Consider the following 16,526-nt stretch of genomic DNA (forward strand, 5'->3'; position numbering starts at 1 on the left):
ATGCCCCTCCTGATTCTATAAAACTACATTTCTTCTTACCAGCGACTTTTTCTTTGCCATTTCCATATAATCCTCAGGCAGTTTCCTTACCTGGCGCCCTGCCCCCAGGATTGCCAGATACATTTCACAGGCCCTCTCCACATTGTCGCTGGATATCATGGCATCTTCCATGGTAAGACCTGTGCCGATGGCGCCATGGCTGGCCATGAGCAGGCCTGCGTTTGTCCCAATAGTATTCCTTACATGCGCTGCCAGCTCACCGGATCCTGGAGGTGCAAACGGGGCCACCAGTATCTCCCCGCCCAGATACACCACGCCCTCAATGTCAATGACCGGCACCTTCTCAACACCGTCCATGGCGCTGACAGCCGTGGCAAATTTGGAGTGTGTGTGCACGATGCAGTTAACCTCCGGTCTTTCCTTATAAATACCCAGATGCATGGAAAATTCAATGGAAGGCTTATAGGGTCCCGACACCACATTTCCATCCATATCCCCCACAGCCAGGTCCTCCGGCTTCATCGTGAGATACGGTCTGGCTGACGGGGTAATGACAAACAATGGTTCTCCCTCCACCCTGGCGCTGATATTGCCGGCTGTACCCAATGCATACCCCTTGTCCACCATGGTCCTGCATCCCCACATGACCTGCTCTTTTGCTTTTTGTATTGCTCTTTGTATTGTTTCCTGTGACATATGATTTTCTCCCCTCTATGGTTCCTATTATTTTAATGGCTGTTAATTCAAATATATTTTCGTATCAGCCTGGCAATCTCATGTGCGTCCTGCGCCCTCCGCATGGCGCTTATATTACCCTCGTCCTCCAGCAAATCGAACAGCTGGTAGAGTGCGGGCAAGTGTCTGGTCTTATCCGGTGTGGCCAGCACAACGATGATATCAGCATCCATATATCCGTTAAAGGACAGTTTTTCAGGAAGCTTAAGCAGCGCCATGCCCATGCTGTAAACACCGTCATCCACACCTGCATGGGCGATAATCACGCCGTCTGCAATCATGATGAACCGTTTATCCGTTTCCACCATATCAATGGCTTTTTCAATATAATTCCTGTTAATAAAACCATTGTCCAGCAGCGGCGCTGATGCCATACGGATTGCATTCTGCCAGTCGGGCATTTCCCGGGTAATCTGAATCCTCTCGTCCGGCAGCAGGAAGGGCAGACGGCTCTGAAGCTTTACCTCTCCCTCCGAAACCCGTATGTTATCCAATACCTTTTCCCTGAATGATTTCTTGGCAATATCATTGGCAAAAGGAAACACCACAAACTGTTTTTTATCTGTCTCCAGCCTTACGGTGGAGAACACTATCTGAAAATCCTTATCATATTCATAAAAATCCCTTAAGGACAGGCACTCTAAAAATTCAATCTCAGGCAGAAGCTCTGACAGAGACACAAAGAGATACTGCGATACGGTAAGACCATTGGTACACACCACCACGGCCCTCTCTTTTTCCTGGACCTGAATCAGTTTTCCCTCCTTATGAAGCCATGATGCAAAGAGAACCGTAATATACACAAGCTCAGGGTCCGGAAAAGTACATGTGAGATACACTTCATAGGGCCTTACGGCCTTTCTCACGATTTCATGAAGATACTGGTATTTTGGCAGTATCATGTCCGTGATATCCGGTTCCACATGATATCCATACCAGATCCGGTACACGGCAGGCTTCATGTGCTGATAAAGGATTTCCAAAAATTCCGCCCTTCCGTCCAGCCGTACACAGCTGATGGACTCAAAACGTTCCAGCATGTGCATGCCCGCGTCCCTGAGCAGCTCCAGATTCCCTATATCTTCATGGACCCTGTTATGGACCTTTGAAATTTGTATCTGAACTGCAAAATTTACGATCTCATTTTCATCCTTTATCCTGTACTTATCTGCAAAGGCAGCCACCACGGAATATTCTTTGGTGGTGGTTACCAGGCGGTACCGGTCCATGGCTTCCACGGTCTTTTCATTTTTAATCCGAATCAGTGTAAAATAAAAAATATACAGAAGCTCCTTCAGACGTTCATCTGTAAATTGAAGCTGAAGCTTATTTTCTATCTCCTCGATATTTGCCCTGAGCTCCTTTACCCCTTCCTCCCTGATTCCGTATATACGGTTCAGGTTCTCCTCACCGCCCGGCATGTTCAGAAGCTTTCTGAGGGCATGTGTCAAAAGCTCTCTTTTGTGATATTCACTTCCGTAAAGGCGGTACCCTTCCTTCCTGTTATATGCCAGCTCCAAACTGAATCTGTTTACCCGTTCCTGTACCTTCTTGAAGTCACTGAGCAGCGTGTTTTTACTGATTTGAAGCTCCTCTGTAAAATGATAGGTGGAAAGCTCATCCTCATGGCAGAGCAGCCGTAGCTCAATCCAATATGCCCGCTCCTCGTCCGAATAGGTATAGGAGGACTTGGTGATTGCTGCTTCTTTGGCGGAATAATGCTCAGCCACCGGACCGGGCACCATAAAGTACCCGGTCTTCAGCCGCTTAATCTCCGGATGGCCGTTATCCCTAAGATAGTCATTGATTTTGTCAAAGCTATAGCTGAGCTGCTTTCTCGTAAGATGGAACTTTTCCTCCAGCCCCTTGCCTGTAGCTGATGAATTATCTACAATCTCCTGAAAAATCATATAACTTCTGCTATCCAGATACACGATATCACCTCGTCAATTCGATTGCTTACTGTCCCGCCTTGGCATTCCCAGCCTCCAGAGCCGCGTCTTCCCTGGCCTCACGCATTAAATCACGGTAATATAAAATAAACCCTGCCAGCCAGACTGCAAATATAATCAAAGGCATGAAATTACCTTTTAAAAACATAAACAGATGGGAAATAGAATACGTAAATACAGGACCATTAATCAGGCTGTTGCTGATCAGCTCTCCCGCCTGAAGGTCAATACTGCCTGTTGCGATGGCTAACTCTGTCATGAATGGAGCAAAGGCAGTCCCCACCCACAGGAACACCGGAGCGCCGATGACGCAGAGGATAGACATTTGAAGCAGGTTTCCTCTTGTCACCAGAAACGCCGGCAATGCCAGGGATGCGCTCATAAGACCTGCAAAGGGAAGGATTTCATTGCCCGGCAGCACCATGGAATAAATCAGCATAAACGGTATGCTCCAAAGGATAGCCAGCCATATCTCATTACAGCCGCCAAGGATAGGCCAGTCCAGACCTACAATCAGAGTCTTTCCTTCAAACTTTTTATTCATGAAAGCGCTGACCGCCTCAGAAATGGGAGACAAGGCCTGCATGAAATATTTGGCCACCACCGGGAACAGCGTCATGGCAGCTGCAGCCTTGATTCCTGTGGTAAGAATCTGGGCCAGGGAATACTTCGCGAGAATTCCAAACAGGCAGCCCAATATAAATCCCATCACATGGTTTTCCGCAAAAATACCAACCTTGTCTTTTAACATATCCGTGTCAAATTCCCTGTTAAGTCCCGGAATTTTTCTTAAAACAAGGGCAATCGGGTATAAAATAGCTCCAAAGAATAACGTAGCATGGGTCACTGACACACCCGGAATTCCTGTAAGCTTTTCAATTCGGTGCTGATGTGCGTCCGAAGATTTAAGTTCCAGTATAATCTGAACCGCCGCAATCACAAAGGCCAGAATCACACTATGAGTAATGGATACCACGGCAACTGCCGTAAATATCTTAAGCCATACATTCCATAAATCTGCGTTGATGGTATTTGTCTTGTTGAGAAGTATCATCACTACATTGACTGCTATCAAAAGCGGAAACATGAGAAATGCATAGGGCCATGCCCATGATATGGTAGCCATGGTGCTCCATCCGCCGTCAACAATGGGCAGCGAGATTCCCGTAGAGGTCATGATGGCCTGGGCGGCCGGGGTTATGCTGTCCTTCATAAAGGATATGAGAAGATTCATGCCCGTAAATGCCACGCCAAGTGTGATGCCGGATGAAATCGCGTCCTTTATCTTCATCCCCACCATTATACTGCCGGCAATCATTATAATCGGTACAAATATGGGAGCCCCTAATCCCAAAAAGAAATTAACAACATTTGTTAATACCTGCATACTTTCCCCTCCTTCTCCCTATCAGCTTTTGTTGACCGCATCAATGAGCTTTTTCAGTTCATCTTCCTGCCTGACCCCTGTCAGGAACGCGATTCCGTTGATAACAGGTACCGGATATTCCTTTACCGTCTTTGTGATGGTTATATAAGCCACACAGTCTTTTATATCCCTGTCCAGGGACTTGATATTAACCGCGTCCACCACCGCGTCCACCTTTCTCTCTTTAAGCAGACGGTTTACCTTACTGGCAACAGCCTGTGACGTGGCAACTCCATTTGCACATGCAACTATAATTCTCTTCATATGTTCACCCTATACCTTCCATTGATAATACCAGATTAAAATATGCTTCTATATTAGCAGCCTGCCTCAGCCTTTCCATAAAATCAGGTCTCTGGCAATTGTTTACCAGTATCTGAAGCAGTTCCACATGGGCATCCCCCACCGCCTCCTGCTTAAAACCAAGCAGAAATACAAACCGCACCATATGGACTACCTCGTTGGCAGCCATCTCCCTCCATGGAATCGGTTCCTTCAGGCGGATACAGGCAATAAATGCATTCTTAATGCATTCCGGGTCTGTATGGGGTATAGCCACTGCATATGGCTCTATGGGAAGGGCCGTGGGATATTCCTTCTCTCTTTCCTTTATGCTTTCAAGAAAATCCCCTGTCACATATCCCAATTCCATAAGCCGCCCGGACATTACTTCAAATAATTCGTCTGTGTTTCTCACATCCAAATCCAGCTGAATCAGGTCCTTGTATACAATATCTCCCGTCATGATTTGGTACTCCTCATTAATTAATATTAAAGTTACACGCGCGCTCATGTATCTTCTCCATACCTGCATTATAAAGGCCGGACATGTGTATTTCAATTCAAATAGGGCCCATATTTTGTGCAATATGATGCTCATTCCTGTGATGCGCAATTATTTTATACATAATTGTGCCTTATTTTCCCTGTTTCACCCGGATACCATGTCACTATTCACAACAACATGGTTTACCAAATCACAGGGCAGAATACACCTTCTTATTGTTCCACAAAAAAATCCTGATGACAGGTACTTCTCAAACCGTCATCAGGATTCTCCCTCTCTTCTGTTTTCTGCGGCTGTCCAATCTTCTCTCCCAGCCTCACACCCAGCCATCAATCACATCAATTGAAAACTTAAAATGGTCTTCCGGCATACCCTGCTCCTTCAGCCGCCGTCTGATTGTCTTCATATAATGGTTTGATATGGCCCTGCATATTTCCTCCGTATTTCCGGTGCGGCACACGTCCACCAGTTCCTTGTGGATGGGGTACTGGCGTTCTATCATGGCCCGGCTGTCAGGGTTGCCCGCATAATAATTGATGGCATTTCCATAGTTTAAGTCCGTCCATCCCTTAATCAGCCGCGGTAAGCCGGTGGAACGTATGATGGCCTCATGAAGCATGTTATCACAGGCAATGGATTTGTTATAATCCGTTTCCTTTAAGTCCTTCATGGATTCCAATGCAGCATCCATCTCGGCAAAGGCAGTCTCTGAAAACACTCCCCTGCACAGCTTTACTGCCAAAATCTCATAGGTGGCCCTCAGCAGATAAATCTCGTAAATGTCCTCCAGGGTGATATTTTTCACCGAACACCCCACATTTCTCACATATTCCACCAGGCCTTCCTGTTCCAGCTGTCTTAAAGCCTCCCGGATCGGCCCGCGGCTCACCCCAAGTTCGTCCGAAATATCCTGTTCAATAATTCTCATTCCCGGCGCCAGCTCGTGGTTGAATATTTTCATACGAATGACGTCCACCACATTTTCACGCAGTGTCTGATACGTTAATTTTCCCATAAAAGCAATTCCTTTTCATAATCCCACAACAATTCCAGTGTATTCTGTCACAAAATAATAGTATCATAAGAAAATCCCACGGTAAACATATTGTCTGAAAAAATGGCAAAACTCCGGCACCTTGGATCACAAGCGCCGGAGTTTGTCTGAGGCTTTCGCCTTTCATCATGTTTACAGGCCGCATATACCCTTGATGACATAGGATACAAAGATGCCCACATAGTTTCCGCAGGCTCCGGCTATTACACCCATGATTAAGCCGACGTTAATCAGGGATTTCCAGTCTGCGCCCGCCGCGGTCAGGGATGAGGTTGGCCCGTCTACAATACATCCCACCATGGACAGGATTACATATTCATACTTAATCTTAAATATGCGGCAGATAATAAGGTGCAGTACGATACATCCAATCAGCATAAACAGTACATACAGTGTCATCATTAGCGCGGAACCGATAAACTGCTGTAAATCCACAGCAAATCCAATGGTTGCAAGGAAGGTCAGGGAAATAAACAGACCCAGGTCAAGATTTCCGCGCAGCTTCTGGACAGGCTTTAACTGTGCCAGGCCAATGGATACCGTGGTAAGAATCAGCAGCCTTCCCGCTTTCCAGAAGGTATCCGGAAAAATGGACTGTGCAATCACAGTACATACAAAGGAAACACCGAAACCAATGGTCAAAAGCCATGCAATATCCCGGATAGACCATCTCTTATCGGACATCAGAGGCTCGTCCTCTCCGTCGTCCAGCTCCTCTTTTGTAAACTGGTAAGGCCACAGCTTGTTCCAGCGTTTGGACGCCTTTAAGATAGCCGGAGCCGCGAATAGAAATACCATTAAGGGGGTGGACACCACGTAGTCAGCTGCATTGGCGGCCGCAAGGGTTTCCCTTGAACAGTCCAGACCGGTTGCGATAGCTGTCAGGTTAGGTGTTCCGCCTGTGTAGGTGCCTACAAACATGCCGGCGCACTTCCAGCCCTCAGTAATCCTTGGGGCAAAGAATAATCCCAGTATGATGGCAATAAAGCATACGGAAAAAATAGCAGATACCAAAGCAATAACCGGCTCCCTGTTCAGCTTCTTCAGCTCACGCATATTCATGCTGAGCAGGCAGATAGATATGGCGGGCGTCACGCAGTATGTAGACAACGCACTGTAAAAATCATGTGAAATCGGCACCACATGGGTGTTAGAAAGAATAATTCCCAATACCACTACTGTCAAAACCGGCCCCAGTGACTTAAATGCTTTGAATCTCTGTAACCAAAGCGCAAATGCTACCATGATTAAAATCACGAATATCAGGCCTTCGGTACGTGTAATAAGTGCTTCCATCTTTTTTTCCTCTTCACCTTTCATATATTGATGATTGTAAATTGTGGATTGTGGATTGTCAACAATCCGTATTAGCATTATATTAACACAAGTTTTAAAAATATTCAATATACAAAAGTAAAAACTATGTTTTTTATGCATTATTTCCAGTTTCTGTTGATTTTCAAGATAAACCAGACCTGACCTGTCTCTTTTCCATACCCACATTCCAAAAAAAGTAAAAAAGTCCCGCAGACAAGCCAATATGGCCTGACTGCGGGATCCAATCCGCACATTATATATTCCGTCTGCGCGATACAGTGCAGACTACACGATGCCCTGTCCCAGCATAGCCTCAACCACCTTCTCAAATCCGGCGATATTAGCACCAGCCACATAGTTGCCCGCAACCTGGTAACGCTCTGCTGCCTCTGATACCTTTGCAAAAATATTTACCATGATGGTGTGAAGCTTATCGTCCACTTCCTCAAAGGACCATGACATTCTTAAGGCGTTCTGGCTCTGCTCCAGTCCGGAAGTTGCCACGCCGCCTGCATTGGCAGCCTTACCCGGCATAAAGAGAATCTTCTTCTCCACAAACAAATCTGTGGCTTCCCTGGTGGACGGCATGTTAGCGCCCTCTGCCACTGCAAAGCATCCGTTGGCGAGAAGTGTCTGGGCATCTTCCAGATTCAGCTCATTCTGGGTTGCGCAGGGAAGGGCGATGTCACATGGGATGCTCCAGATTCCTCTTCCCTCTGTATACACTGCGGTTGGGACCTCTTCCACATACTCCTTGATACGTCCTCTGCGTACTTCCTTGATTTCCTTCACAATATCCAGCTGAATGCCGTCCTTGTCATAGATATAACCGTTGGAATCGCTTAAAGCCACTACCTTTGCTCCCAGCTGCTGTGCCTTCTCAGTTGCGTAGATGGCCACATTGCCGGAACCGGATACAACGATGGTTTTGCCTGCCATATCCTTGCCGTTGTGCTTTAACATCTCATCCAGAATGTATACCAGGCCATATCCGGTTGCCTGTGTCCTGGCCAGGGAGCCGCCAAAGGTAAGTCCCTTGCCTGTAAGTACGCCCTCATACAATCCTGTGATTCTCTTATACTGTCCAAAGAGGTATCCCACTTCCCTGCCGCCTACACCGATATCTCCGGCCGGGATATCCGTATCCTTGCCAATGTGGCGGTACAGCTCTGTCATGAAGCTCTGGCAGAAAGCCATGACCTCGCGGTCTGATTTGCCTTTGGGATCGAAGTTGGAACCGCCCTTGCCTCCGCCCATGGGAAGGCCTGTCAGGGAGTTTTTAAGTGTCTGCTCAAAACCGAGAAACTTGAGGATGCTCTGGTTTACAGATGGATGGAAACGCAGGCCGCCCTTATATGGTCCAATGGCGCTGTTGAACTGGATCCTGTATCCCTTGTTCACCTGGACAGCTCCATTGTCATCTACCCACGGTACCCTGAAAGATACAATTCTTTCCGGCTCCGTGAAACGTTCAAGAATACCTTCCCTGCGGTATTTTTCCTCATTGGCATCAATGACCAGCTTTAAGGAATCCAGTACTTCCTTGACAGCCTGATGAAACTCCGGCTCACCCGGGTTCTGTGCTACTACTCTCTCATAAATCTCATCAACGTATGACATTTCAATCGACCTCCTGGATTTTTGTTTGTGAAGTGTGGGGATGCTGTGCCGGCAGTGGGTCCGGCACACACTTTAGGAAAAGTATAACAAGTTAATATGTTAAAGTCAAGAAGTATGTAAACCGATTTTCAAAATCACTGCAGCCGGATTTTCCGCGGTTTTACCGGATGTTTCATCATTTACCACCTGAAATCGGTCCGGAACTCCACTTCACTCCTTTGGCCGCTCCAGACAGAACAGCTTCTTATTCTCTGAACCGCACTGCGTCACCTTAAAATTAAGCAGGTTTCCTTCCTCGGTCCAGAACTCCATGGCATCCAGAATCCGCGTCACCGTGGACCGGTTCATAAGCTGTTCCTTTTCCATGGCAAAGGGTCCGAACTCCCTGTTGACAAACTCTGTTATCTCCGTAACGGAAAGAGGTCTTTCCTTCGTGGCATGATTCTCCAGGATATTAACAATCAATAATGGAAACATGGTCTGATGCATGTGAATCTTCCTCGCCTTCCGCATCAAAAAAGGGCCTGCCTTTGGCCCTTTGTACCATGTTCGCTAAAGGTTCATAAAAGTATTTATGAATCGTTTCGTCTTATCCCGGGCTTTGGCAGTTCCTGTTTTCAGTTACACCAATCCGTCCGCTGCCATAGCATGAATAACTGCCGGCACCGGACTTCCCATAACTATATAACCTTACCTTTATAAACACTGCTTCTGCCATAATGCTCTCCTTCCGATTATCAGTATACACTTTTTCTTCCAAATTTGTCAACGCAGATGGGAGGATTCGGACCTCCGGACCGGTTACTGCCGGCCTGCTCCTTAGCGGGGAGCCGCATTCGACCACTCTGCCACATCTGCTGATTGCGCGCCCATGCCTTATCCCGGTATGGGCACGCCCGGAACCTGTCTGTTAACAGTCCTGATGCGCCGGGTTGGATTCGAGCCAACAATGTTCACCACCTGGGTCACGGTTTTACAGACCGCTTGCTTCAGCCATTTGCATACCGGCGCTTATGGAGGGAGGCCGGGGAGGCCTCCGTTCTCTTATGTCAGTACTATAGCATATGGACCTGGGCAGATTTGCATTATTTTTAAATTAACCCGGCATTCTCATTCCTGTACACCATTATCCCTGTATACCGTTAATCCTGCACCCCGGCCAGCTCTGCCAGCTGCTCCAGCACGCCTTTACCGCCGTTAAGGGATATATTGCCCACCTTGTCGCAGATCTTCTCCAGATACTCCATTTCCTTCAGCTTGAACAGGGTGCGGTTTTCATCCATAAGCCTGGCAGTGTTCAAAAGGCTTCTGGTGGAAGCCACTTCCTCCCGCCGCATGATGACATTGGCCTGGGCCTTTTTTTCTGCCATCAGCACGGTATTCATGATTTCCCTTATCTCTCCCGGAAGGATAATGTCCTTGATACCTGCCCCGGTTATCTCCACGCAGTATTCCTCCTGATACTCCTTTAGCTTATCCAGCACAAATCTTCCGATTTCCTCCTTCTGTTCCAGGAGCTCATCCAGCCTGTACCGCCCCACATATTCCCGCAGTTTCAGCTGGACATAGGTATAGAGCTGGGAAGCCACCCCCTCTACGGTCTGAACCAGCTTCTCCGGATTGGTAATCCGGTAATTGCAGATTATATTTAACCGCACAGCCACCTTATCTGCGGTAAGGATTTCCTGGCCGGAGATGTCAAGCTGCTGGATCTTCATGTTGAAAACTTTGCAGGTAACCTCCCTTCCGTAATTCCAGAAGTAATAGGTTCCTGTGTCCAGTTTCTTTTCATAGCGGTTGTCAAAATACAAAAGACCTGTCTCTCCGTCCTTTATAACTATTTTCTTATAGTACTTGGATGGCATCAGATCCATATACATCCGGGGAAGGGTATCCTCCATATAAGGCTGTGTTATGTCGATGAGCCGGAATTCATTTTTCTCAAATACATTCCAGTACAATGTCTCAGGCTTTGTGATTACTTCCCTGTACGCCTTATTCACAAACCGGAGAGCTATGCACTCATCCGGCAGCACTGCCTTCACTACCCTGGAGGCAAACTTTTCATCCTTCATGAGGATTTCCTCCGGTATTCCGCATGTTTTGACTTCCCCTGTCATAGGCACTGTCTGTACCTCATATCCCAACATGTTCAGGTAAGAATACCTGCCTGCTGTCAGCAGTTCCACGAACCGGCCATCCTTCATCAGGTAGCCGCATTCCTGCTCTTTGATTATATATTTCTTTATCATCATATCTGAATCCCTCATTATTATGAATCTGTAAAATTTGTTTGATGGAAAAGGCGGATGCCCGGCTCCATCCTCCTGCTGCGGGCTTCTGCTTAAGCACATCCTGGAAGGGCTGGGCGTTACGGCCCTACCCGGATCCGATCCGTAATGCGCTGACACGCATTCCGTACAGGCTCCATCCGAACGGGAAACACTTTATCATCCGGCCTATCCGGATTGACCGTATTTCTGGCCCGGCCCATTTTGTGCGGTATCCGCAGCCGCGCTGGGCCGCAGAAGAACTGCCTTTCCCTGTTTTAAACAGGTTCGGCAGGAGCGAAGGCATCCCTTCTCCTTCCTGGAGACATTTGGTTATGTCATCATTTTTAATGATTGCTATACCCACTTAGCTACGTGTTATCATACACGGCGGGAGTCGAACCCGCGACACATCATCCTAAAAAACTGCAGATTGCCGGCATACCCTTGAACCACAGGCCGGGCACCGGGGAGTCCCAGGAAGTAAACTCCGCCTCTTAAGGCAAACTGCCGATATTTATGTAGGGCAGGCCTCCCGTCCCTCTGACGGGCGCCTGCTTGTTTTTCCCCGGCCCCGGCATACTGCCGCGGCCTTCTATCCTTTCACCACGCCTATTGTCTTAAGGCGCTTCACAGGCACCACCAGATCCTGCTGGTTATCCATGACCTCCTCAATATTCTTATAGGCAAACCGGCTCTCCTCCGCCACATCGGCCTTTCCCTTTTTACCCAGAATCACACCCTGTTTCTGTAAATCCAGAATGACTTCCTCACAGGAAAATGCCGCCATGGCACCTTTTCTTGAATACTGCCGCCCGGCTCCATGGGATGAAGAGCAGAAGCTCTCCTGGTTTCCCTTTCCCATGACCACATAGCTGTAAGAACCCATGGCCCCCGGAATAACGGCTAATTCTCCGTTCTGAGCGCTGACAGCGCCCTTCCTGTGGACCCACACATCCTTCCCATAGTGGTTTTCAAAGGAAGCGTAATTGTGGTGGCAGTTTATGTCGTGGGAAAACTCCAGTGAAAGTTCGGTATACTTTCCAATCCATTTTTCCAGAATGGCCTTCACGGCTAACATCATCTTTTCCCTGTTCTCTTTGGCAAAATCCATGGAAAGCTGCATCCAGTTAAGGTATTGTTTGCCCTCTCTGGTATCCACCGGCAGGAAGGCCAGCCTGTATTCATCGGGCACAGCGCTGAACCATTTCTGGTTTAGCTGTCTTGCCTTATAGTGGAAGTAATCGCAGACAGACTTTCCGAAGTGACGGCTTCCCGAGTGAATCATTACAGCCAGATAACCGTCGTCATCCTCCTGGAGCTCAATGAAATGATTCCCGCCTCCCAGCGTACCAATTTGGTAATATCCCGCCTCCAGCTGTCCTAAGAGCTCCCCATCCTCCTCATACCGGTCCATTTCCTCCAAAGCACCGTCCATGGTATAGCTGGGCATCATGGTCTTATGGTGTGCAAATCCCACCGGCACGTTGCGCATGATATCACCTATGACAGCCTGGAGGAGGGAGCCGTTGCCCGTGATAACCTCCCTGATATCAGCCACCTTAATGTTGGTCTCGGTATAAGCCATACCGCAGCCGATGTCCACACCCACTGCATTGGGAATCACCACGCCGTCTGCTGCAATAACACCTCCAATGGGCATTCCCATTCCGGCGTGTGTATCCGGCATCAGACTGACCCACTTATGAAGGAAAGGCAGCTGTGAAAGATGATATGCCTGTTCCAGACAGCTTCCTTCCAAATCCTCTCGTTCCTTCAGCCATACCCTTACAGGAACCTTCATCTTTTCTTTTTCATACATCACAAACATATATCTCACATCCTTTCTTCTTCACTCTGTACGCCGTCAATGGATGATTGGGATGAATCCCGCCCTGCCGGCGCCGTGGTAATCTGTCTTACCGTTCATATATTTGCGTATGTATCTTAACTACATGCTTATAATACTCAATTTTAACATGGTTATCATTTAAAAAAAGTTGCGAACTTCCATTATTTACTATAATATCTATACTAACGTTTAAATTGAACGTATGCTGTAAGAACAGGTGTGTCAGCTTGACAAAATAGAACATTACATTAAAATGATAGATAAAACAGTCGGAAATCCACGGACAGGAGGGGACATATATGGCTGAATTCCAGGAACTAATCAAGAACTTTGACCGCATCCGGGACTATATGCGCCAGTTTTACGTATATGGGTTTAAGGTAAGAAATGATTTCAGCGAAAAGAGCGCCAGAACCTACGACAATGAGCGCCGGCGTATTGAGAGCTGGCTCTCCCGGTATACAAAGTCCAATTACACCTCCAAGGGAAAGCATGTCTACATCAATGTGGACAGCAAGACCATTCCCCAGAATCCCCTGTACGCTGCCTGGAAGTCCAAAAGCTTTACAGACAACGACCTGATGCTCCATTTCTTCATCCTGGACCTTTTATGGGACTGTCCGGAGGGCATGTCATCCAACACAGTGACCGACCTTATATCCCACAACTACGGGGTAGTTTTCGACACCCAGACCGTGCGACTGAAGCTGAAGGAATACGAAACCCTCGGTATACTGGTATCCCATAAGGACGGCAAGACCCTGTCCTACGCGCTTGCTCCTCTCATGCCCATGGAAACAGAACCGCAGTGTGTAAATTCCGGTGACATGGAACCGGATGGGACTGAGGAAGGGGAACAGAACCTGTGGCAGTGCCTCATGACAGCCGTGAAATACTTCCAGGAAGCCGCCCCCTTTGGCTGCATAGGCAGCACCATCCTGGACCGTCAGGATGAATGTAATGACCTGTTCCAGTTCAAGCACCATTTTATCGTACATACACTGGAGGACGGCATACTGGCCGACATACTGACCGCTGTCCGTGAGAAACGCATGATTCGGTTTGAGAACAAAAGCAGCCGCAGCGGACAGGTTTCCACCCTGTCAGGAGTGCCCCTGAAGATATTTGTCAGCACCCAGACCGGGCGCAGGTATCTGTGCCTGTATCTGCCGGAGCGCCGCCGCTTCAGCAACTCCCGCCTGGACTCCATTACCCGGGTGACCCTTCTGGAGCCATGTGCATTTTATGAGGAAGTACTCCGTGATTTGGAAAAGAATAAGGAGAAATGCTGGGGCGTGTCCTTTGGAAGCGGTACAAGCCGTATGGAGGAGGTCTGCATCAAGCTCTATATAGACGAGGAAAAGGAACCCTACATTCTGAACCGTCTTTACCGTGAAGGAAGGGGCGGGGAAATTATGAAGATACGTGAGAACCAGTTTCTCTACACAGGTACATTTTTCGATACCAATGAAATGCTGTCCTGGGTCAAAACCTTTACAGGCCGTATCATGGACATACAGGGCACAAATATTTTTTCTATAGCCAAGGTAACCCGGGATTGGGAGAAGATGTATGAGATGTACTGCAGGAATGAGGAGTAGGATGCCATGGAATTATTTCACAAAATATACAGCTGTTATTACAATGTGGTCCGCCACATACTGGATGAAGCAGGTCACAGCCCCATAACCAGGCAGGATATGGAGGATATATGCCGCGCTTACGGTTTCCAGGAAAGCGCCCTGTCCATCATCCCCAAACTGACGGACAGCACATGGGCCCTTCTGGAAGAACAGGACAAACATACCTTTACGTCCCGTCTGGGCCATGCTGTTCCTGCGCTCCCTCTCACGAACCTCCAGAAAGCATGGCTGAAATCCCTGATACAGGACCCCCGTTTCCAACTGTTTTTCACAGACAGGCAGTTAGAACTTCTGGCCGGGGAATGGGACGGTCTGCCCTCCCTTTACCATGAGGACGACTTTTACTACTATGACCGCTACAGGGATGGGGATTCCTATGATTCCCCCTCCTACAGGAAGCATTTTCAGGCTATACTTAAAGCAATTCGGGAGGAACGCGTTCTTCTGGTTGCCTATGAGGGAAAACACGGCCGTGTCCACTCCTTTGAGACCGCGCCTTACCAGCTTCAGTATTCCTCCAAGGATGACAAGTTCCGGCTCTGCTGTCTCCAGCTCCACCGGAATACGTTCAGCCGCAGCACCATACTTAATCTGGCACGCATAAAGGACTGCCACGTAACCTCAAAGTCATGCCCACCAGACCTTGAATCCCGCTGTTTTGAACCCATCCAAAAGGCCTCGGAACCAGTGGTTCTTAAAATCAGCGGGGAACGCAACTCCCTGGAACGGTGCATGCTGCATTTTGCCAACTATGAAAAGCATACGGAATATGACGCGGAAATGAAATGCTGGATCTGTTCCATCCACTATGATTTGGCAGATGAGACAGAACTTCTCATAGATATTCTGTCCTTTGGCCCTGTGGTCCGGGTACTTGGCCCTTCGTCCTTTGTACGGCAGATCCGCAAACGGGTAAAAAGGCAGCATGAGCTGTTTTACAGCGAGATTACATAGGGTATGCCGGGTGACTGCAGAAACCACAGCAGCGCTTCCTGCCCCAGCGCCCCCTGCCCAGCACAGGACAGGACTGCGCTCCGCACAAAAATACGCTCCGCACAAAAATACGCTCCGCATAAAAACAGGAAAAAAACAGGATAAATGAAAAAGATGCTGTATGGCTGGCTGTCCGGATATACTATAATACATCCGGACAGCCAGCCATACAGCATCTTTATTTATCTATAGTTCCTTATTTTCCTCTAATCTGAGAATCAGATTCTTAACAAGCTCTTCCTTACTCTTAAATTCCGTCCTGACGCCAGTAATATACCGGAAAGCCTCCTCCCACTCGCTCATGGAATAGGATGACATGCTTACCGTGCGCACGGCATATATAATATCCTCTATATAAAACGGACTGTGGAGGTCCGAAAGGTACTGACAGCCGGAGAGATCCTGCAATCTGGCCAACAGCCCCCCCTGGGATTTATCTGGCATCATATAAAACTCCTATTCTTCTTTCTGCATGTATATTTCCAATTTCTCCTGTGCAATCTATACATTGCAATTATATATGACATTTGTCGTAAAATCAAGGAAATGCAACCTATTTCTTGCATATTCCGGAGGAAGCCATGGATCAAAAATTAAAGCAGGATTTAAGGATAGGGCCAAACATCCGAAAATACCGCATGCAGTCACATCTCACCCAGGATCAGGTCACTGCAAAGATGCAGCTGATGGGGATTAATATTTCACGCAGCATATATTCCCAGATAGAAAGCGGCACATATAATATACGAATCTCCGAGCTGGCAGCCATGAAGGAAATATTTAACATCAATTATGAATCTTTTTTTGATGGTATCATGCTGAACCACAGGGATAAACAATAACTAAACAATATGAACAGGCCGCCTGTCAAACGACA

15 protein-coding genes and 2 tRNA genes are annotated in these 16,526 nt (G+C 47.7%); 3 read left to right on the forward strand and 14 right to left on the reverse strand.

Going from position 1 to position 16,526, the window contains the following annotated elements:
- Nucleotides 1-15: 15 nt before the first annotated feature.
- From LI015_RS10800 to LI015_RS10860, 13 genes are all read right to left on the reverse strand, one after another.
- A complete protein-coding gene (locus tag LI015_RS10800; protein WP_002569268.1) occupies nt 16-696 on the reverse strand; it encodes a class II aldolase/adducin family protein in 681 nt (226 codons plus the stop codon).
- Between the two features lie 47 nt (nt 697-743).
- On the reverse strand, nt 744-2,645 hold the full coding sequence (locus LI015_RS10805) for a BglG family transcription antiterminator (protein WP_227124954.1): 1,902 nt from the start codon (nt 2,643-2,645) through the stop codon (nt 744-746).
- 49 nt (nt 2,646-2,694) lie between these two features.
- On the reverse strand, nt 2,695-4,074 hold the full coding sequence (locus tag LI015_RS10810; protein WP_002573065.1) for a PTS galactitol transporter subunit IIC: 1,380 nt from the start codon (nt 4,072-4,074) through the stop codon (nt 2,695-2,697).
- 21 nt (nt 4,075-4,095) lie between these two features.
- The gene (locus LI015_RS10815; RefSeq protein ID WP_002569271.1) at nt 4,096-4,377 is read right to left on the reverse strand and encodes a PTS sugar transporter subunit IIB; all 282 of its coding nucleotides are present in this window, start codon (nt 4,375-4,377) and stop codon (nt 4,096-4,098) included.
- A 4-nt stretch (nt 4,378-4,381) separates the two neighbouring features.
- A complete protein-coding gene (locus LI015_RS10820; RefSeq protein WP_002569272.1) occupies nt 4,382-4,906 on the reverse strand; it encodes a PTS sugar transporter subunit IIA in 525 nt (174 codons plus the stop codon).
- A gap of 310 nt (nt 4,907-5,216) precedes the next feature.
- Nucleotides 5,217-5,915, reverse strand: a complete 699-nt coding sequence (locus LI015_RS10825; protein WP_002569273.1) for a GntR family transcriptional regulator — start codon at nt 5,913-5,915, stop codon at nt 5,217-5,219.
- 171 nt (nt 5,916-6,086) lie between these two features.
- Nucleotides 6,087-7,250, reverse strand: coding sequence for a DUF819 family protein (locus LI015_RS10830; RefSeq protein ID WP_002573067.1), 1,164 nt, complete (start codon nt 7,248-7,250; stop codon nt 6,087-6,089).
- Nucleotides 7,251-7,556: 306 nt separating this feature from the next.
- On the reverse strand, nt 7,557-8,891 hold the full coding sequence (gene gdhA, locus LI015_RS10835; RefSeq protein ID WP_021893384.1) for an NADP-specific glutamate dehydrogenase: 1,335 nt from the start codon (nt 8,889-8,891) through the stop codon (nt 7,557-7,559).
- Nucleotides 8,892-9,101: 210 nt separating this feature from the next.
- Nucleotides 9,102-9,380 carry a hypothetical protein gene (locus LI015_RS10840; protein WP_227124956.1) on the reverse strand — a complete coding sequence of 93 codons (279 nt, stop codon included), beginning with the start codon at nt 9,378-9,380 and terminating at the stop codon, nt 9,102-9,104.
- Between the two features lie 280 nt (nt 9,381-9,660).
- A tRNA-Ser gene (locus tag LI015_RS10845) sits at nt 9,661-9,749 on the reverse strand.
- Nucleotides 9,750-9,814: 65 nt separating this feature from the next.
- Nucleotides 9,815-9,902, reverse strand: a tRNA-Tyr gene (locus tag LI015_RS10850).
- A gap of 131 nt (nt 9,903-10,033) precedes the next feature.
- Nucleotides 10,034-11,146 (reverse strand): slipin family protein, encoded by a 1,113-nt coding sequence (locus tag LI015_RS10855; RefSeq protein WP_002573069.1) that lies wholly within the window; start codon nt 11,144-11,146, stop codon nt 10,034-10,036.
- Nucleotides 11,147-11,756: 610 nt separating this feature from the next.
- Complete coding sequence (locus LI015_RS10860; protein ID WP_002569280.1) at nt 11,757-12,992, reverse strand: RtcB family protein; 1,236 nt, start codon at nt 12,990-12,992, stop codon at nt 11,757-11,759.
- A 320-nt stretch (nt 12,993-13,312) separates the two neighbouring features.
- Between LI015_RS10860 and LI015_RS10865 the strand changes: the two genes are divergently transcribed.
- Together LI015_RS10865 and LI015_RS10870 are read left to right on the forward strand one after the other, a co-directional pair.
- Nucleotides 13,313-14,614: a WYL domain-containing protein gene (locus tag LI015_RS10865; RefSeq protein WP_227124958.1), complete on the forward strand. Its 1,302-nt coding sequence runs from the start codon at nt 13,313-13,315 to the stop codon at nt 14,612-14,614.
- Nucleotides 14,615-14,620: 6 nt separating this feature from the next.
- Nucleotides 14,621-15,610: a WYL domain-containing protein gene (locus LI015_RS10870; protein ID WP_021893382.1), complete on the forward strand. Its 990-nt coding sequence runs from the start codon at nt 14,621-14,623 to the stop codon at nt 15,608-15,610.
- Nucleotides 15,611-15,835: 225 nt separating this feature from the next.
- On the opposite strand, the gene LI015_RS10875 is transcribed toward LI015_RS10870, so the two are convergent.
- The gene (locus LI015_RS10875; RefSeq protein ID WP_002569283.1) at nt 15,836-16,096 is read right to left on the reverse strand and encodes a hypothetical protein; all 261 of its coding nucleotides are present in this window, start codon (nt 16,094-16,096) and stop codon (nt 15,836-15,838) included.
- A 134-nt stretch (nt 16,097-16,230) separates the two neighbouring features.
- Here LI015_RS10875 and LI015_RS10880 point away from each other — a divergent pair, with 134 nt between their 5' ends.
- Nucleotides 16,231-16,491: a helix-turn-helix domain-containing protein gene (locus tag LI015_RS10880; protein WP_002569284.1), complete on the forward strand. Its 261-nt coding sequence runs from the start codon at nt 16,231-16,233 to the stop codon at nt 16,489-16,491.
- Nucleotides 16,492-16,526: the final 35 nt, after the last annotated feature.

Source organism: Enterocloster sp. 210928-DFI.2.20, assembly GCF_020554465.1.
Classification (GTDB): domain Bacteria; phylum Bacillota; class Clostridia; order Lachnospirales; family Lachnospiraceae; genus Enterocloster; species Enterocloster bolteae.